Raw genomic sequence first — 19,377 nt, 5'->3', positions numbered from 1 at the left:
AAAATTGCCCCCATATCTTGCGACATGAAAGCATTGACTTGAAGGTGCTTTGATCGGGTTCTCATTTAGAGGATTAATCCCTCTTAACCTATTAAAGCGGTTGATTCCGGGAGGTTACCACACAATATGTAACCTCATTGAATCGTCTGCATGATTAGACGCCTTAGATCTGCAATCCGGTTTGGCATTTGCGCTGTCGAACGATTTATTAAATCAGACAAAGAAATTGTATCTTCTAACTCAGATAATAGACGCCATTTTCATTTAGAATTGCACCAGACCACTGGTAAGCTTATAGAGGCACCTGTCCCGAAAAGCATGGCTAATCATAATATTCAGGGTCTCGAGAGTAAGCTGCGTATGCTTACCTGTTCGTTCCCAATGATCTTTCACTTATGTTCCTCCTGTTCTCTCTGTGGAACAAATCTTATGTACTTAGTGAGGCTACTCAATTATCCTGCACGTTAGTTCCCGCGCCTTCGCTTGCGCACAGCTTATATTGTGAGTTTTTTATTTAGAGGAGAATAAAGATGGTATTGAAGCAATAGAGATAAATGGTGTCATTAAATTAATGGTATATTATGGTATTTATTGATATTACATTAGTATGAAATTTATTTAGTGCACACCAAGATGGATATGCCAGCATTTAAATGCTGGCTATGCATAAATTTAGTTTATTTTAGGAGGATTTGATGAGAAAACTTAAGAAGTCACTTCAGATTTTATCCCTATTGGTGGTAACAGCCGTTGTAGTCCCTGTCTCGCCAATTGGGGCACTCGCCCAAGCCTCAGAGCCAGCCATTACACAGCAAAGTACTCTTGTTGTTCAGCGGAATTTTGAAGTAAAAGCCCTTGGAGATATATGGGCGGAAGGCGATCGAGAGCGTAGATTGATTAATGCTCGAAAAATATATCAGCCGACAGGGTTATATGCACAACCCAATGAACAAATTCAGATTGAAGTTTCAGGTAACAAACCAATTACAGCGGTTATTGGGATACATCGTCATGATAAAGAATGGGCGCTTTTTTATCCATTACAACCAGGCCTAAATACAATTTCCTCACCAAATGGCGGATTGTTGTCATTTGATAACAGCAACAATGAAGGTAGTATTAATGTAAATGTAGTGAGTGGGGGGAGTCCTGTTCCCTTCTTTGTATTAGGCAAGAATACAAATGCGGATTGGCAGGCAATGATGAATACTTATCCTAATGCACCTTCTGTTGTTCTTCAATCAGAAAGAGCTCTCTTTGTCTTCTATTATGCTACAGCTAAAGATCATATCTTGAATCAAGACCCAATTGCTGTTTTACAGACTTATGACAAGTTTATTACAGCACAGGATCAAATATCTGGACTATCTCATTCTGATTCTGATCCTAGGCATCGGTTAGATAGGCATTTGATTGGCTTTATCGAATCAGAAAAAACCATACCAGGAGCGTATGCATATGCAATTTGGGATGGGGCAATTATGCCTAAAGATACGGGAGCAAGTGCCGATGCTTTAAACCTTACAAGAACGGGTTGGGGGCAGTATCATGAGGCAGGTCATTTGAGACAACAAGCACCTTGGAATTGGGATGGGATGACTGAGGTGAATGTAAATATATATTCTCTAGCCGCTAAGAAGGTTCTTAAACCTACTGAGCCTGCAAGGTCCCAAGGCGAGTACTTAGCTGCTTTCACGTTTGTAGATCAGCCAACCAAGAATTTCTCAGACTCTAATTCAAAATTAGAAATGTTGTGGCAGCTTAATCTTGCATTTGGGGATAACTTCTATCCAGCGCTACATCGATTATATCGTGAGTTAGCACAAGCAGATCTGCCAACTACAGATGATCAGAAAAAACAGGCATTTATTCTAAACACTTCAAAAGTAGCTCACTATGACTTGACGCCTTTCTTTGATAAATGGGGTTTACCTGCAACAAACGATACAAAAAATAAGATTAATGCATTGAGTTTACCTCTTCTAACTGCACCCATTTGGTTTGGGTCAGATTATAACATCATTAAACCGACTGATGGAATGGATAAGGTAAAAGGCATTATTGGGGTAACATCAAATAGCCAAGAGACTTCAAGTACTAATAATGCCGCAGTAAATGCATTTGATGGAGATACAAATAGTATCTGGCACACCCAATGGAATAAACAAAATCAGTTCCCTTACAATATTACAGCAAAGTACGCAAATCCACTAACTTTCAACAAGCTGACATATTTACCACGCCAAAGCGAAGAAAATGGGATTATTACAAATTATAAAATTCTAACTAGTCTTGATGGGGTATCCTTCACTGAGGTTGCTACAGGCACGTGGGCAAAGGACAAAACAGAAAAGACCGTAACTTTCACACCTACGCTTGCTAAATATGTTCGACTTGAAGTACCTCAAGGTGGTGGAGCAAATGGTTTTGCATCTGCAAGTGAGATTAAAATCTTTGAAGCACCACAACCTGTTACAACGTATCTCAGCGATATTAATTGGTTTTCTGCCACAACAGGTTGGGGAACCATCCAAAAAGATCATAGTGTTGGTGGAAATACACTTAAGTTAAATAACATAACCTATACAAAAGGTTTGGGCACACACGCTAACAGTGAAATCGTCTACAAACTGAATGGGCAGTATACATCCTTTGCCGCGCTAGTTGGGGTAGATAATGAGGTAGGTACTGTAGGTTCTGTGGAGTTTCAAGTTGTTGTAGACAATCAAGTTGTATTCACTAGTGGTAAAATGCATAATAATGTAGCGCCAAAAGAAGTAAACGTAAGTCTTACTGGAAAGAATGAGCTAAAACTTATTGTCACAGATGGTGAAGATGGTATTAACAGTGACCATGCTGATTGGGTAAATGCTCGTCTTATCAAATAGTATGGTTAGGTTAAAGCTCGTCAAAAGAGAGGGTCATTCCCTCTCTTTTGTTTTAGAGTTGATTGACATTTTCTAACTTTAATAGTAAGCGTAAAATCGCCCACACCTTGTTATCAAGATGAGGGCGATTTTGCTTTTTTAACGGTCTTAAATACCCTACAAGTTAGTGGTAGTGAAGATGAGCATGGCAGTATTTTGTCTAGCGATTTTGGAGCTCTGGGGTCAAGAAGCGACGCTTCCGGAATACTGTAGCTCTTTATTTTCTCAGAACAGCTTGACCTCGGCATCTGTAGTGGATGAAGGAAGCTTTACAGTTTCACTAGGATTGTAACCAAAAGTCTTCCGAAAAAGCGCAGCAAAGTGGCTCATATTGTGATATCCGACCATAATGGCGGTTTCGCTTACATTTGCTTGCCCTTGTTCCAGTATAGTACGCGCTTCATTCATTCGTAATCCACGTACATAACCAAACACAGTAGTACCAAACAGCTCTTTAAAGCCAAGCTTAAGCTTGTAATCGTTCAGTCCGGCCAATCTAGCCAGCCCCAGCAAACTGGGTGGCTGTCTCCATGATCGAGAAAGGATCTCTTTCGCTTGATACAGACATTGGATATCATCTGCAGTGAGCTTGGACTTTACTTGTTGTTCCTTCGCTTCATGATCTATCCCATCTAAGTGGAACGCCAAAAGCTCAAGCGACTTCCCTTCTAAATAAAGCCTTTGAAGCGCCCCCCTATATGGGCATTGCTTCATTTGCTCCACGATAAGCGGAATTTGCGGCGATCCTACCGTTTGCTTGCAATAAAATGAACTTTCTGACAGTCGATCCATTTCAGGCACGACTGCTTGTAAATGTCGCATATCAATTCGTAATTCCATATGAAGCAGATGCTCATTCTGGGAAAACTCGGCATGCATCTTTGTCTCATGCATATAGACAAGTGTAGATACACCTGAGGATATCTCGTAATCCTGCGTATGTGCAGACGTTTGCCAGCAGCCGCTGCCCGACATCGTATAAGCGATTTCTAAATGTGGATAGTGAATACCTACATCCATCGTTACCGGATTATTTAATTTTGCATCGAACCAATTAATTTCCAATCCCTCTCGCAAACAAATCCGATGCAAGTTGCCTGTTCCACTCTGAGATGGAAAAGTGTAAAGGTAATGGTGCTGTTCCTGTAATGGGGAAGAAGGCGTAACATCATGAAACTCCCCGAACATTCCGTCCAAATCCCAAGAGTCTAGTTGCAAGTTCAAGGCCATTCTCCTCCGATCCAATATAAAATATAAACCGATTAGGTTATATATATGTGCTAAAAGCGTAGATTTTAGGAGTAGGAGAATACACATAGATGTTCAACCACTCTCCTGTTTGCGCTTAACCAATTTTAACCCAACCCAAAATTATTGTAAACAAGAAAAACTTTTTCCCCAAGGAAAAACCTCGAAGAAAAAGTTCAACTGTAAGGCTGGTTTGCAATTGTTAAGCACTAACGATATTACCTACTAATATAACGATAAAGATAATCATTATCAATATATTCTGTAAAAAATGTGCCTCTCGGCATCATAATCTGCTGTAAAGCTAGAAATCCATCGTCTATTGACCTGTTATCGATCTACTTTCAGCATGCTTGTTGTTTACGGCAAACATAGTAAACACCAACACAAGGACACAACCGGCGATTACCGCAAACGGAAGATGCCGATCAACTTGGTATAGACTTGTGCTCATAATGGGAGCAATCACTGCCGAAATCCCTTGCACCGATGCCACAAGTCCTGCAATCCCCCCCTGCTGCTCACGGGATACGGCTAGCGACGATCCTGCCATAAAGCCAGGCATCATGAGGCCTGATCCAACCCCGAACAAGAAGAATGCAATGTAGTAACTCACCAAGTTAATTACAAATAAGAAGAGTGCTAAACTGACAATAAACAGTAATGCACCTGCCAGAATAAGTTGTTTGGGCTGCCATGTCTGTTTTTTCATCTGGAAGCCCTGTGTAATGATCATCGCAACCCCCGAAAACATCAAACCCAAGGATAGCATCCGGGCGGTCTCCTGCGTTGTTAAAGATAATTGATCCTGAAAATAAAATCCACCCACCACTTGCAAGCTAACAATGCTGAGCATCGTGATCAACCCTGCAAATAAATAAAGACGGACTCCTTTTTGAAACGGGTTTACCTTCGGAACCTTCTCGTGAATAACAGGTTTATGGGCTGGTATTAGCAGCAGTACGACAACTATTGCAATCACAGGGAGAACTGCACCAATATACAAAGGCCAGATCAATCCAATCAGGGCAAACACACCAGCAATGGCTGGCCCTAACACAAGTCCTAATCCGTTGGCAGCTCCAATTAAGGCCATACCTGCGGATCGTTCATGCTCTTCGGTAACATCAGCCATGTAAGCCTGCGCAGATGAAGGGACCGCTGGAATAAAGAAGCCGACCATAGCACGTGCGACAATAAGTAAGGCAACTAATAGTCCACCTTTAATAAATCCAGACAGTCCAGCATACATCGTTGCTGTAAACAAAATGTAACTTACAAACATTCCGAAAAAGCCAATCAATATAACGGGCTTTCTGCCTTTTATATCACTTAGTCGCCCCCACACCGGCGCCATTAAGGCCATCGCAACCGAGCCCAAAGAAATAATTAAGCCGGAGTGTGTCTCGCTTAACCCCAATTCACGAATAAGTGGAGGCATGATAGGTGCAATAATCATCAATCCTACCATGGCCACAAATACACTAAAAAATATACTAAATCGAGTTCTTGCCATCTTCACACTATCCCCTTTCGCAGCATCCGCTAATGATGCTTTACTCTCTAAAATTTTAGGAGAAAAACGCATCGACGGCTACCTGAAAACGGATTGTTCATACGGAAAAACGGATTTAGCTTATTTAATAACATTAAAGATGCCAAGCTTTGCGGATTTGTTCCACCGCCGCCACAGCGATTGCATCCTCAAGTATATCACCTGGCTTATTGCCCTTGCCCAAGATATAACCAGCAAAATGGGTTCCCGTATATTCAAATATATATTGGAACTGCTGTACTAGCGGAATGCCTTTGAGATGTGGTTGGTCGTCTCCTATGCCAATAACCCATGCTGTCTTGCTTGACAGATTTGATAAAAATTCCGATTTATTTTCCCTCAGAGACTGCGACCAACGATCAATAAACGTTTTGGTTAATCCTGATGCTCCATACCAATAGATTGGTGTTGTAAATACAAGCACATCCTGTGCCAGAACACGATCAATTACGTGATGATAGTCATCATCTGGATAGGGCCCCTTGTCTGAATGTCGGTAGTCATTAATCGGGTTAATCTTATAGTCAGACAAGAAAATGTGATCCGCTTCGAATCCATTTACTAACAAATTGGCCAATTGCTCCGAGTTTCCATTTCGACGTGAACTGCCATAGATTACAGCGATACCCATATGGCTTCTTCAACTCCTTTTTATGAATAATTTTGTTTACAGCCCGTGCTCACTTCATTTTTGCCACCAAAAGGATGCTTGATTGGTGAAGTTCCTGCCTACACCTTGGCTATCCCTGCGTCCTGCTGCTGATAAACGATTTGCAAACTGTTCACGAGCGATAGAGCCAGTTCTTTAGCCTCTTGTGGCGTATCACCAACGGTAATAACGTAACCTAAGCGATCATCTGAGCTCTTAGCTGGCGAAATGATTTCACCTGGGGATACACTAATTTGATACCGGACAACGCTAGGGTGCTGGCTCCAACTTTCGAGCCCCTTTAAATTTGCAAAAATCCCCTCACGCTCTGCGGTCACATAAGCAATCGCCGCCGCCCGCTCATGCTTCCTCTGAATCGCAATCGGGTTATCCAAATAAAAGTTAACTGTTGCTTCGAAGATGTCTACGCCTAATGCCTGCACTAACAAGTCTGAAGAAATATTATCGCCTCCCGGCCGACCATTTACCTCAATGATTCGTGCTCCGTCACTTGTAAGCTTTACTTCGACATGGCTGGGCCCATTCGTAATTCCAATCGCTCTTAGCGCCTTAACAGCCGTGTGCACGATCTCGTCCTCACGATCTGTATGTACCGAAGTAGGAAGCGTATGGAGAACCTCAACAAAATAGGGTAAAGGTGAAGTTGTTTTCTCGGTAACGACTGAAAACAGCGGTACACCCTCACTAACGAACAACTCTACGCTGAATTCGGGACCTTCTAGATATTGTTCAACCAAATACTCCTCACGAACTTTAAAATCCATATAGGATACTTTAAATTCGACAATAACATCCATAGCTGCTTGTAATTCATTAACACTGCTAATAAAGTATACATGCTGACTGCTTGCACAATTAGTGGGCTTTAATACGATGGGGTACCCAATATCAGCTGCTGCGGCAGCCGCCTCCTCGAAGGTTCTCACCTTCCTAAAAGCCGCACTAGGAACACGATGCTCCGCATAGGCTTCCCGCGCCAAATCTTTATTTCTAGATTTTAATGCTGCCTCAAAGGGAACCCCCTTGAGTCCAAGGCGTTCAGCCACTTTAGCCGTCAAATGGGAAGCGTAATCCGTAGCTGGAATCAGTGCATCCAGTTGATCGGCATATGGAGATTGAACAATCGCCTGATAGAGCGATTCCTCATCCCTAATGTCAGCCACAATAAGATCGTGATAAATACCTTCATACCCATATTTCTGTGGATTATTAGGCGAAGATACGATTGAAATCACTCTATGTCCCTGCTCAAAAGCAGCTTTCACAAAACTAACACCATAGAAGCTCGGTTCAACAAAAGCTACTGTTTTGCTTGTTGTCATAAGTGTTGGCCTCCCTTTACTGTTACTGACTGCTTATGCGCTGCTTTGCTGCTTAGCACATAATATACGATAAGTCCGATCAACATCAGCCCACTCATACACATAAACCCCACTCCTGGGGAATAGCGATCAATCACTATCCCAAGGCCTGTCGCCGAGACGGTTTGCAAAAGCAAGGATATGGCCATCCAGACCGAAGTCGCTCGCCCCATGTAGGACTTTGAGACAGACTCCATCAAGGACGTTGTCACTAGGATACGTAAGGAAGAGTTCGTTAGCCCAACTAACACGCTGCCTAGATATAAGATCAAAATTGTAGAGTTTACGGCAATGGCGAGTAAGTTGAGTACAGATACAAGGAAAAACAGTAAGATTGTGCCATGACGAGATATTCTTTTGGCCAATGGGGCAGCTATAAACCCCGACAACAACCCACCGATTCCATAGCTCATATCCGCCAGTCCAAATACAACCGAGTCTCCTTGCACAGCAGTACTCACGTAACCCGGCAGGACGACATTATATACCATGGTGGATACAAGCGGGACAATCGATACAACCCCTAATAAGAAAATATAAGGACGCTCTATTAGATAACGAATGCCGTCTTTGAACGTTTGATAAAAGGAGTCCGTCTCCTGTTCTAGTGGGAGTGGCGCATATTGAATCCTCCTGAGAAACAAGCTGCTTATGATAAAAGCCAGCGCATTCAGCAGCAGTATGACTTCGAAGCCCACATATTTGTATAATACGCCTGACAGGGCACCCGCCATAAACATGCCTACTTGCAGACTGATCTCAATTAAGGAGTTGCCATGTATCAGATCCTTCTCAGGGACAATCTCTTGCACTAGACTTCGTGAAGCTGACATGTACAGAGCCCAACCCATGCCATTAACAATCGCAAAGGCATACAAATACTCAATGCGGAACCCCGTCCATACAAAAGCAGCAGTTATTAACAGCAATGCTGCGGCACGTACGATGTTTGCCCATAAAATAATCGTCTTGCGATTCCATTTATCAATGAATGAACCTGCAAATGCCGAGATCAGAAAACCTGCAATTACGTTAAGGGACAACATAAAGCCGATTGAGCCGATAGACCCGGTCTTATCCATTAGATACCAGTTGGCACCAATCGTACTCATCCCTACCCCGAACCCGGAAACGATGTCCGCGATAAAGTAATGACGAAAGTTTCTGGGTTTTAGTACGCTAAAGACCACCTGCACCACCTACGATATCCCAAATTTGTTGTTGCAGCGGTTCCAGTCCAAATCCTAAATAGTTCAGCACATCGGTATGTGAACCTCCATAAATCGGCCAATGTTCACCACAGTGATGTGAATAAATCTCATGCCTTGGCAGCAATAAGGCAAGGTACGATGCTGTACTTCCGGTTGCGCGATGCTCCTCTACTACAAGCAGACGTTTGGACAAAGCACTTAATTCTTCAATATAGGATTTAATACTTTGAATATCGATGTAACATAAATGCGCATGAACGATAGCAGGATTTTGTTGAACAATCTGCTTGCATAATTCCGTTGCTTGCTCCCCCACCGAAACGATACATAATGGGGATTGATCGACAGCTTCACCCCCTTCGACAATGATCTCCCTGCAGTCTGTGTCCGCTTGTCGCTTCATACTGTCAAAAGTGTCATTTCTAGAAAGTCGGATGTAATACGGCTCTGTCGAGGCTGCTGCCTCTTGAATCACTGTTCTGGTCTCCTGTTCCCCATGTGGACAAGCAATTCGAACCTGCTGCAACGATTGGAGGATAGCAATGTCCTCCAGAGCATGATGCGTCGTGCCAAACCATCCCCCGGATACACCACCATATGCCGCGACTACTTTCACATTTTTGCCCATGTAGCCCAATGCAAGTTTGATGCTTTCAGCTGCACGCAGGGCGGCGAAAGAGGCAAACGTGGAGAAAAACGGGACATATCCAGCTTCTGCAAGTCCAGCTGCCATATCTATTCCTGCCATCTCCGCAATTCCAAAGTTAAAAAAGCGCTCAGGATGCTGTTGTTGAAAGGGATGATTTTTGCCGCCCAGATCTGCCTCAATACACACTATCCGGTCGTTAAGAACAGCTAGCTGAGCCAGCTCAGCTTTGTAAGAATCCCTGCCCGACATTGTCATGCGAGACTCACCTTCCATCTATATGCCAACTTTTCCGATATCTTTACATAATGAGCTTCGGGATTGCCTTCTATTGCTGCTACACCTTTGCCTTTTATCGTATTGGCGAGAACAGCAACAGGTCTCTCTGAATCAGGTTCTATTGCTGCAAGAATTTGTTCAAAATGATGGCCGTCGATTTCTCTGACTACAAATCCAAACGCTTCAAAACGCTGCCGCAGATTGCGGATCGGAGATATGTCATGAACATACCCGTCATTTTGCCCACCATTACAATCGATAATATAAATAAAATTACGCACTGCTTGTGCTTGCACGATCTGAGCCGTTTCCCAGCAGAGTCCTTCTTGCAGTTCACCATCCCCGCCGATCACAATCCCTAATCCATTCGTTTGTTTCATCTTCTGTGCCAGTGCCCAGCCTGCCGCATAAGGAATTCCATGGCCCAGACTTCCAGTGGCAAAAGGGATGCCAGGCAATTTGTGATTCGGATGACCGGTAAATAGTGACCCTTCCTGGCCGTAGCTCTCCGCTGGATTATCTTGCACGATTCCATTCACATGAAGTGCAGCGTATAATGCCGCAGCAGCATGCCCTTTGCTCAGAATAATGGCAGTATCCGGATCTTGCCCATACTTCGCATACGCGCCAATCAATAGATCAATAGCAGACAAACTTCCACCGATATGACAGCCTGTAGCCGCAGCTGCCATATCGATAATTAATTCCCTTGCTTCCCTTGCTCTTTCGAGAAGCAAAGAAATCTCATTTGTCTGCTCACGACGCTCAGACTGCTGGGTAGGTATCATATCCCTCATCTACTCCTCCAGTCGCAACCGAAACCATTCGGTTACTGCGTCTTTTAATATTACTCTGGTCGCTGCTGCTTCTCTGTAGTGTAAGTACTCATCATTGGTATGATCCAAACTTGAATCGCCAGGGCCATAGGCCACCATAGGAACCGTGCTCCAAGTGGTTGCCAGTGTGTTCATATCGCTTGTTCCACGTTTCTTAATATAATGTATTGATTTTCCTTGCTTGGAAAAGCTGCGTACAAAGGCTTTTACAAGTGAACCCGAGCGTGCGTTAGCATAGCCGGGTGTCGCACGTAATACCTCAATCGTCACTTCTTTGCCAAATGTTAAATCAAGCTTTTCTGCATAATCTTTACCCGCCGCTTGCGACACCCTGAAATTCAAAATGCTTGTTACCGTGAGAAATCCTCTTGCCTGTTGATGTTTAATATCAATCAGCGATGATAACGATTGGGAATCGATATCGCGAACTCGCTGGCGGATTTCTCCCGCTACATGATACAATTCGTCAATTACACTAATGCTATCTTTGGCTGCAGTATGCTCCTGCGCCCGATGAATTGTAATCCGCAGCTTAAACAAACCGTAGTAACCGAGTGTCAGATTGTGTTCTCCGCTAGGTTCCCCAATAATAACCGCATCTGCGGAATAATGATCACGAATGAAGTAAGCACCTTTGGAAGACGATATCTCTTCTTCGACAGCTCCTATGACCAGTAATGAGCCATGCTCCGGTACATCAACTTCTTGCAGCATATGAATAAAATTAACGAAGCTGCCTTTAGCATCTACGACACCTCTGCCTGTAATTCCGTTTGTATCCGTACGAACCGGCCACACATGAGGCACTGTATCGATGTGGCCCAGCAGAAGCAGCGTGTGCGGACCGCTCCCTTTTCTGAATACGATATTGCCTGCTTCATCTATAGTCCCAGACACGGAGGGAAGCTTGATCTCATCCAACAAATAATTGGCGAGTTCGTGCTCATCCTGGGAAACAGAAGGAATTCGTGCAACTTTGTTTAGCAGATCAAGCGCTCCCAGCTCCCTGCTAACGTTCCAGAACCACGTCTTGCTGCCTAGCAGCGTATGCGGGCCTGAAATGAAGACATCACAAGCTCCCTCAAGAATTGCCAGCTGCGCAGCACGTACCTTCTGCTTCATGCGCCCTTGAACAAAGCTTAATTCATCATCTGTATAGATATCCGAAATCGTGGACGATGGATTACGAATGTCTAGCAGCAAACCAGAAGTACCGGTAACAAAGCGTAAATGATGGGCTTCCAGTTCAATCGCTAAATGAGCTGCCAGTATATCGGAATCGATATTAATATACGTATCTAATGTAGGATCAAAGATCGGTGGAGTCAGACACACCACATCAAAAGCCGTTAAAGCTGACCGCAAAAATGACGTGTGACTGCTTGTGAATTGTCCGAATAAAGAATCTCGGATAATAACAGTTCGTTCATCCTTAATGGCCTTAATTGGTTTGGCCTTCTGGCCCGAGATGAGACCATGATCGCCACCAAGCTGGGCGTATACGGATAAACCATAACTTTTTAACTGCTTATCAATGATCGATAAAATATTCTCATGATAAGCTGCACGGATAATAGGCATTTCATCAGGAGCACAGTACCTCGCTTCATCACCAGATGGCAAAGTAAGAAAAGGCATTGGACGCGATATTGATTCATATTTGAGTCGAATAGCTTCTGCACCGCCTGCCACAAGCAGAACCTGATGCCCTCGCTTTACGATGCGATTGATTTCCTCAAAAATTTCAGGGTGATGGACAATCGTACTGCTGCCCAGCTTGATTACATACAGACTTTGGCTGCTCATTAAGGCCACGCTCCTTCACCTTCAAATCGTAGGCCTGTCTCCTCGTCGAAGCCAAAATAGAGGTTAGCCGCCTGAACCGCCTGACCTGCGGCACCTTTTATTAGATTGTCAATAGTGGCGATGGACACACAGTTTTGCCCTTCTACATATGCACCAATTTCGGCATAATTTGTACCTACTACTGTCTTTATCATGGGAGAACCGCTGTTCGAATTGAAATAATGGAGAAAGGGCTTCGATGCATACGTGCTGTAGAAAGCTTTCTTTACATCGACGGCGCTTACCCCCTCCTTTAGCAAAGAATAGGTAGTGGCCATAATTCCACGCGGCAAGTCCAGACTGTAAACTGAAAATTGCAGCACTACCGTGTGATGAAGATGGTTATCCAGCGCGTGCTCGATCTCTGGCTTATGACGGTGGCCATGAACCTTGTAGGCCCTAAAATTATGAGCGCGCTCTGCATGATGCTCAGTAGTTGATTTGCCGCCGCCGCTTGAACCTGTCTTCGCATCCGTTATGACACGTGGATCAATGAGATCGTGCGCAACGAGTGGATAGAGCGTGTACAGCGCGGCCACCGCCATACAACCAGGTAGATTGACGATCTTCTTCGTAAGATCAATCTTACTGAATTCTGGGATAAAATAATGCCAGCCGCCCTTAAAATTGTTCTTTAGCGTTTCGGGATAATGTTGCTGCAATTGATCAGGATCGGCTAAGCGATAATCACCGCTGACATTAAAAATGTAATCGGTATGCTCAGCAACATGTTGGATCACTTTAGGCAAAGCCCCTGTAGGCAAACACGAAAAGATTGCATCGTAATGGCCGTGCAGTTCGACCATTTTACTGAATTTAAGCGGGCTTATCTTCTTTTTATGAATCGAACTGATGTAGTACTTGTCGACCGATTGGCCCGCTTTGGATTCAGAGGATACAAAATCAATGTCAAATTGGGGATGCCTGCGCAGCAATCGATACAGTTCAGCGCCTGTGAACCCGCTGCCACCTAAAATGGCTGCTCGTTTTTTTCGGTTGTCGGTTATGTTCATCCTAATCTGGCGTCCCTTTCATACAACACTTTAAGGTTATCGCCCCGCTCCACCAGTTCGCGAATGATATGCGGATTCGCATCAATCTTCTTAAATGCCAACGCGTAGGCTTGAATTCGCTCATACTCGATCGGTGTTCTTAATTCTCGACATATCGTCAAGCTGTTGCGCAGCATGTTTAATGTGACGGGAAAACGAACTAGATCATACCCAAAGTCTTTACGATCCGATAAGGTGAAAGGATATCCCGCTCCAAAGCCTTTACGATTTTTAAAGGGGAGATGCCCCGGAATCGGCACATTTTGCCACTCTCTGGCATAAACTCCTTCTGCATTTATAAGCTGCTGAACCGCATCTTTTACACGGTAATCTTCAAGGTCTGCTAATCCGAGACGTTCCGGTGATAATTTAACACGATACATGTTATAACTGTGCTTATATCCATCAGGCACGAGCGGTCCGCTAAACAGCTTTGTCTCTGCTAGCGCATTTGTCAAATACGAAGCATTCCGTGCTCGAATGGCATCATAATACGGAAGGCGATCCAATTGACTCAAGCCAAAGGCCGCAGCGATCCAAGACATGCGGTAGTCGATGCCCGATGAATCTAGAAAATGAAGGGCACGTTCATAGTCTTCTTTCTCTTTAAAGAAAGCGATGCCGCCTTCCCCACCTACAGGGAAATTTTTGTCCGCCATTAAGCTTTGACCTGCGCCATCACCAATCGAGCCTGCCACTTGTTCATGGATGGAAGCCGAATGCGCATGGGAGGCGTCTTCAACAAGACGCAGCGAGTACTTGTCTGTCAGCCGTCTTAATGCGGACATATCAGCTGGCAGGCCGTGCACATGTACAGGCATAATCGCTTTGGTCTTCTTCGTAATGGCCTGCTCTGCTTGCACAGGATCTAAGCAGTATGTGATCGGGTCTATATCCACGAAGATAGGGATCGCCTTGGCAGCTACAACCGCCTGCGCCGTTGCAATAAAGGTGAACGCCGGGACAATAACCTCATCACCAGGCTGAACCCCGACGCCAACAAGTGCGAGGTGCAAGCTTGATGTGCCGCTTGCTGTGGCTATCGCATAATTAGCTCCAACGTAATGGCGATACGCCTCCTTAAATTCATCCACGACCTGATCACCGTCTTGCTGGATCGAGACTAGCATTTGAATCACGTCTTCTTTCGTAATAATCGGAAAATTGGTCCGACGCACGTCTTCAGGGATTACCGCTGGTCCGCCCCCATAAGCCAATGGTTCTCGAACCGAGTCGTCTGATGGCAGCTTGAGCGGTTTACGAATAAAATCGGTCTTCATTAGGATGGATGCCTCCTTAATAACGCTATTTTCACGCATGCTGCTACGAGCGGGCTGAGCCTATAGTTGAATTGAGCTGCTGGCTGCAGCTCTGGTTCACTTTCTTCCTGCGTCCACATCGTTTGCAGATCAAAGGCACCGAATATTTTTAACCGCTCTGCCTTTTTCCATATGTTCTCGTCATTTATAGCAATTGCAGCAGCAGGACCGAATCCTAATGGAGTAAAATCGAGCACAAGAACAGGGGCAAGACCGCTCACAGCGGAGATGGATGGATTTAATTGATTTAAATTTTCCCACGTCAGCGCAATTGAAGTATATGCCTGCTCTGTCTGCGGATCTGATACGAGACTGATACCTAGCCAACGCAAGAACTTTTGTTCCTGTTTACTTGGCTGCTCCAGCCTTACAGTGGATTGGTAAACAATGTCCTGCCCCCACAATGCACCGTGAATCGCCCCTGTATAGCTGTTAAACAAAGATACATAGGCAGTTCCTGTCAGCTTGGCAATGATTTTCTCCAATCCTTTTAATTCATGATCATTCTTCTCTATACTCATAATAACGCCTGAATTCAGCACTCTCGATAATACAAAAGATAAGGGAAAGTAATGTTCTTTTTGAATGACGGTCTTTAACTTCATTAATGTTTCACCCATTTAACAATTATACCTCCCTGAATACTATGAATTAATAGTGCAGTTCACCCTGTTTTCCCGACCTAGTACCTCACTTACATAATGTGCAATATGATAAGCCACATCCACCCCATGGACTTTCCACGATTTTGAAAATTCAGGGTTCTGATTCACTTCACAGACAACATAACGCAAATGTTTATAATCAAAAAACAAATCTGCACCGTATATGCCCTCGCCTAACACTTCGACTAATCGTTCACAAATAGCAAGGATCTCGTCGTTAATCGTAAGCAGTTCAATATCTGCACCGAGATGCGTATTTGTCTTCCAGTTTTCAGTGGAGACCCGACGGAATGCGACAATCGGTGTTCGGCCGACTATGACAACACGGATGTCATAATCCCCCTTCTCCACATATTCCTGTACTAAGACGGGAAAGGATTGATGACCAGGATCTACGGATTCACGCGCCGCTATCCATCCCTCTAAGCAATCTTTGCCTGTAATTCTTGCAATTCCTCTCCCCCATGATGAGGTTGCAGGTTTAATGACACAGAGGTCTCCGTACTCTTGCAAAGCATCAAACAGCTTTACAGGAGTAAAGATTATTTTAAAATGAGGCTGGGGAACCCCAAATTTCTCAAACACGATGGCTTGATGGATCTTATTGGTGCAAATGGTGATTGCGTGGGTTGAATTTATGGTTTCCATACCAGCTAACTCAAGCAGGCGGGATCGATTCATCGCACTTTTCTGAGAAAGACAACGAATGAGCGCAAGTCCAAATGAGTGTGCATCAGAACCTGCTAATGGTAACTCCATGGAATCCAGATTAACTTGTACGCGAATACCAAGATTGCCAAGATGATCCATAATACGTTGTTCTTCCTCTCTCAGCTTTGTCACACATAATAAAACAGCACTGCTTTGATCCATGTTAATTTCCTACTCTCCCCAAGTTTCTTCAATCTCCGGAGCAAGAGCAATCGTGACAAGATTGGCTTCCACTTGAACCTCGTGCTCTTGACCGCAAGATTCACATTCCACGATCTCACCTGTAGTTGCGCGTTCTTCTACTTCAATTTCCGACTTGCATACGAGACAGCTTAAATCTGCCATTTCCTAACACCTCCATTGATTTGTTTAAAACGGTTTATTATAACGGAATAATCCCTTATAACCTACTTTGTTACTACATCCCACTGATTGACCTGGTTAAACGTACCTAAATTTAAAGGTTTACCTGTAAGCACAGCTTTGGAAACTACCTGTAATCGTTTCTCTGAATAAACAGCTAACGTTGGGACTTCATCATGTAATACTTCTTGTAATCGATTGTAAATCTCATGACGCTTCGTTTCGTCGATTTCTTGCTCGCCTTTTTGAATCAGCTCATCGACTAGTGGATGATGATAACGAATGACACTGTCAGGGTCTTTGCTTCTGTAAGTTGTAAAATAAAGGCTGGGCTCGATATAATAATCTCTTGTGAAGATGGTGATGTCATGTTCGCCCTTCTCAACCTTATCGATTAGCGTTGGGAAATCATACTTTTGGACGTCTATGTTCAGCCCTATTTCTTCTAGATTTTGCACCACAACGTCTGCCGCTTGTTCACGAACCTTATTGCCTACGGGTATTAAGAACGTCAGGGTGCGCTTGAAATCCCACCCCGCCTCTTGCAGCAATTGTTTTGCCTTTTCAGGGTTATAATCATAGGGCTTAATGCTTTTGTTAAAGTAAGGGTGAGAGCTTGGAATTCCACCGTCAATAATTTCAGCTTGACCTTTTAAGAGCTGATTTACGATAAGCGGTCGATTCAACGCATACGCGATGGCTTGACGCACCTTCTTATCAGGCAGCTTTTCTGTGTTAAAGAACAACTCAGCAGGTTCAGAGGCTGGTGCCGAAGTTACATTAACGTTCTCAAAGCTTTTTACTTTGTCATATTCTGTGATCGGAACAAGTCCCACAGGTAAAGAGTTCATCTGAATTTCTCCGGTTTGAAGCTGAGCTACAAGATTCGGCGCCGGAAGCACTTTTATAAAGATTCTGTCAATCTTCGGGACGTCAAGGTAGTAATTTTCATTTTTGGAGAGCTCCACATATTGTCCTTTCTGATATCCAATGAATCGATAAGGGCCAATCGTTACCGTCGGTTTCTGGAAATATTCATGTGTGGATAGCTGCTCAGGGTCTACGTTCTTTAGAATATGAGCAGGCAGATAGTTGACCTTTACACCAAAACGTTCATTAAACACAAGCGGGTCGATCGGTGTTTTGGCTCTAATCTCGAAGGTAGAAGAATCGATTATTTTAAGTCCGGAAATGTCTGCTGTCTTTTCTTCTAATTTACCAATCGCATTCAATCCTTCTATAAATGACAGCTTAAATGAGGTATCCACTTTCGGGTTAAGCGCAAGCTTTAAAGTGAATGCAACGTCAGCAGTCGTAAATGGAGTACCATCATTCCATTTGGCATTTGGTTTGAGCGTAATCCTGTATGTCTGTTTATCCTTTGTCTTTATAGATTCCGCCAACTTCGGTATAAATTGTGCCGTATCCGTGACATCCAACAACGAATCGTTTAATAAGCTGATCGGGGCGAGCGAGGCCGAATTGTCTTGTGTATTGATCTGATTTAAAGTAACCGGAGCGTTGACAATGCCAATTGTGATTGTTTTTTTGACGATTGTTTCGCTAGCTCGATCATTTGAGGTTTTATTTTGTGCTCCAACATCTGCTAACTTTGAGTTACTGCATGCAGATAGGAATAACGGAAAGATCATGAACAAGATAAATGGCTGTAACCAAACGCTTTTTCTCATCGTTTCGCCCCCAGTTTTAGAAATGGCTTAATGAATGTTGCTAAATGAAAACTTAGGAATTTTGTTAAGCTTTTGCATCAAGCGCATCACGCAGGCCATCCCCTACAAAGTTAAAAGAGAGCACTATCATTAAGATGACAACGCCCGCGGGCACCCATAACCAAGGTTGTTCCGTTAGAACCGTCAAGGATTGGGCATCATGCAGCATGTTGCCCAAACTTGCCTGTGGGGACTTGATACCCATGCCAAGAAAGCTAAGACCCGCCTCGCTGAGAATGGTACCAGCAATCCCGAAGGTAGCATTTACGATAATAGGAGCTGCCGCATTCGGCAATATATGCCTAAACAAGATGCGCGGCGTACTATAACCTAACGTAATACTTGCTCGAACATAATCCGTCTGCTTGATGGACATGACACTACTGCGGACGAGCATGGCAAGGGTAGGCCACTTGAAAAGAGCAAGTACGAGTATAATCGTAAACACATCTGCACCTAATACGCTCACGATGACCAACACGACCAGCATATAAGGGAAGCTTAAGAAGATATCCGTAATACGCATAATTAGCGTATCGAGCCAGCCGCCAAAGTATCCTGCCAGCATCCCGATTAAAGAACCAAATATGACGTATATGATTACCGTGATGAAGCCAATTAGCAGGGATATCCTCATGCCGTAAATGAGCCGGCTTAATACGTCTCGCCCAACTTGATCGGTACCTAACCAGTTTGTGAGTGAAGGAGGAGCAGAGAAAGATGCTGTAACTTCATTCGGTTGGTATGGGGCCAACCACGGGGCAAGCAACCCGACACTAAGCAGCAGCAAAGTTATGATACAGCCCCATACCGCCATTTTGTGCTTAAAGAACTTGCGTTTAATTTGGCTGACATACTTCTCAACCACATGATCAGCTTGTTCACTTGACTCGTTCATATCAGAGGCAGGGACCTCTTTTTGCCATGACAGTTTCGACAACTTCGTTACGGACATTTTC

17 protein-coding genes are annotated in these 19,377 nt (G+C 44.0%); 1 reads left to right on the top strand and 16 read right to left on the bottom strand.

Going from position 1 to position 19,377, the window contains the following annotated elements; translation table 11 throughout:
- Nucleotides 1-264: 264 nt before the first annotated feature.
- Nucleotides 265-393: a hypothetical protein gene (locus tag QP775_RS03645; RefSeq protein WP_285103680.1), complete on the bottom strand. Its 129-nt coding sequence runs from the start codon at nt 391-393 to the stop codon at nt 265-267.
- Nucleotides 394-695: 302 nt separating this feature from the next.
- Between QP775_RS03645 and QP775_RS03640 the strand changes: the two genes are divergently transcribed.
- Nucleotides 696-2,888, top strand: coding sequence for an NPCBM/NEW2 domain-containing protein (locus QP775_RS03640; RefSeq protein ID WP_285103678.1), 2,193 nt, complete (start codon nt 696-698; stop codon nt 2,886-2,888).
- A gap of 264 nt (nt 2,889-3,152) precedes the next feature.
- On the opposite strand, the gene QP775_RS03635 is transcribed toward QP775_RS03640, so the two are convergent.
- From QP775_RS03635 to opp4C, 15 genes are all read right to left on the bottom strand, one after another.
- The gene (locus QP775_RS03635) at nt 3,153-4,151 is read right to left on the bottom strand and encodes a helix-turn-helix transcriptional regulator (protein ID WP_285103676.1); all 999 of its coding nucleotides are present in this window, start codon (nt 4,149-4,151) and stop codon (nt 3,153-3,155) included.
- Between the two features lie 343 nt (nt 4,152-4,494).
- On the bottom strand, nt 4,495-5,691 hold the full coding sequence (locus QP775_RS03630; RefSeq protein WP_239330826.1) for an MFS transporter: 1,197 nt from the start codon (nt 5,689-5,691) through the stop codon (nt 4,495-4,497).
- Nucleotides 5,692-5,824: 133 nt separating this feature from the next.
- Nucleotides 5,825-6,361, bottom strand: coding sequence for a flavodoxin family protein (locus QP775_RS03625; protein ID WP_239330824.1), 537 nt, complete (start codon nt 6,359-6,361; stop codon nt 5,825-5,827).
- A gap of 98 nt (nt 6,362-6,459) precedes the next feature.
- Nucleotides 6,460-7,722, bottom strand: a complete 1,263-nt coding sequence (locus tag QP775_RS03620) for an ATP-grasp domain-containing protein (RefSeq protein ID WP_239330823.1) — start codon at nt 7,720-7,722, stop codon at nt 6,460-6,462.
- A complete protein-coding gene (locus QP775_RS03615; RefSeq protein ID WP_285103672.1) occupies nt 7,719-8,951 on the bottom strand; it encodes an MFS transporter in 1,233 nt (410 codons plus the stop codon). The genes QP775_RS03620 and QP775_RS03615 overlap by 4 nt, the downstream gene beginning before the upstream one ends.
- A complete protein-coding gene (locus QP775_RS03610) occupies nt 8,941-9,876 on the bottom strand; it encodes a transketolase family protein (protein WP_285103670.1) in 936 nt (311 codons plus the stop codon). Before QP775_RS03610 ends, QP775_RS03615 begins: the two co-directional genes overlap by 11 nt.
- Nucleotides 9,873-10,694, bottom strand: coding sequence for a 1-deoxy-D-xylulose-5-phosphate synthase N-terminal domain-containing protein (locus QP775_RS03605; RefSeq protein WP_239330816.1), 822 nt, complete (start codon nt 10,692-10,694; stop codon nt 9,873-9,875). The genes QP775_RS03610 and QP775_RS03605 overlap by 4 nt, the downstream gene beginning before the upstream one ends.
- Complete coding sequence (locus QP775_RS03600; RefSeq protein ID WP_285103667.1) at nt 10,695-12,539, bottom strand: M20/M25/M40 family metallo-hydrolase; 1,845 nt, start codon at nt 12,537-12,539, stop codon at nt 10,695-10,697.
- Nucleotides 12,539-13,591 carry an N-acetyl-gamma-glutamyl-phosphate reductase gene (gene argC, locus QP775_RS03595; protein ID WP_285103665.1) on the bottom strand — a complete coding sequence of 351 codons (1,053 nt, stop codon included), beginning with the start codon at nt 13,589-13,591 and terminating at the stop codon, nt 12,539-12,541. Before argC ends, QP775_RS03600 begins: the two co-directional genes overlap by 1 nt.
- Nucleotides 13,588-14,910 (bottom strand): DegT/DnrJ/EryC1/StrS aminotransferase family protein, encoded by a 1,323-nt coding sequence (locus QP775_RS03590; RefSeq protein WP_285103663.1) that lies wholly within the window; start codon nt 14,908-14,910, stop codon nt 13,588-13,590. Before QP775_RS03590 ends, argC begins: the two co-directional genes overlap by 4 nt.
- Nucleotides 14,910-15,569, bottom strand: coding sequence for a degT/DnrJ/EryC1/StrS aminotransferase (locus QP775_RS03585; RefSeq protein ID WP_285103661.1), 660 nt, complete (start codon nt 15,567-15,569; stop codon nt 14,910-14,912). The genes QP775_RS03590 and QP775_RS03585 overlap by 1 nt, the downstream gene beginning before the upstream one ends.
- A 24-nt stretch (nt 15,570-15,593) precedes the next feature.
- A complete protein-coding gene (locus QP775_RS03580) occupies nt 15,594-16,487 on the bottom strand; it encodes a RimK family alpha-L-glutamate ligase (RefSeq protein ID WP_285103659.1) in 894 nt (297 codons plus the stop codon).
- 9 nt (nt 16,488-16,496) lie between these two features.
- Nucleotides 16,497-16,670, bottom strand: a complete 174-nt coding sequence (locus tag QP775_RS03575) for a lysine biosynthesis protein LysW (RefSeq protein WP_239330798.1) — start codon at nt 16,668-16,670, stop codon at nt 16,497-16,499.
- 62 nt (nt 16,671-16,732) lie between these two features.
- The gene (locus QP775_RS03570) at nt 16,733-18,379 is read right to left on the bottom strand and encodes an ABC transporter substrate-binding protein (protein ID WP_285103655.1); all 1,647 of its coding nucleotides are present in this window, start codon (nt 18,377-18,379) and stop codon (nt 16,733-16,735) included.
- Nucleotides 18,380-18,443: 64 nt separating this feature from the next.
- On the bottom strand, nt 18,444-19,373 hold the full coding sequence (gene opp4C / locus QP775_RS03565) for an oligopeptide ABC transporter permease (protein WP_285103653.1): 930 nt from the start codon (nt 19,371-19,373) through the stop codon (nt 18,444-18,446).
- Nucleotides 19,374-19,377 lie beyond the last annotated feature (4 nt).

This window comes from Paenibacillus sp. UMB4589-SE434, assembly GCF_030226685.1.
Taxonomy (GTDB): Bacteria; Bacillota; Bacilli; order Paenibacillales; family Paenibacillaceae; genus Paenibacillus_B.
Note: the sequence above shows the minus strand (reverse complement) of the source record. Positions and strands in the feature narration are given on the sequence as shown.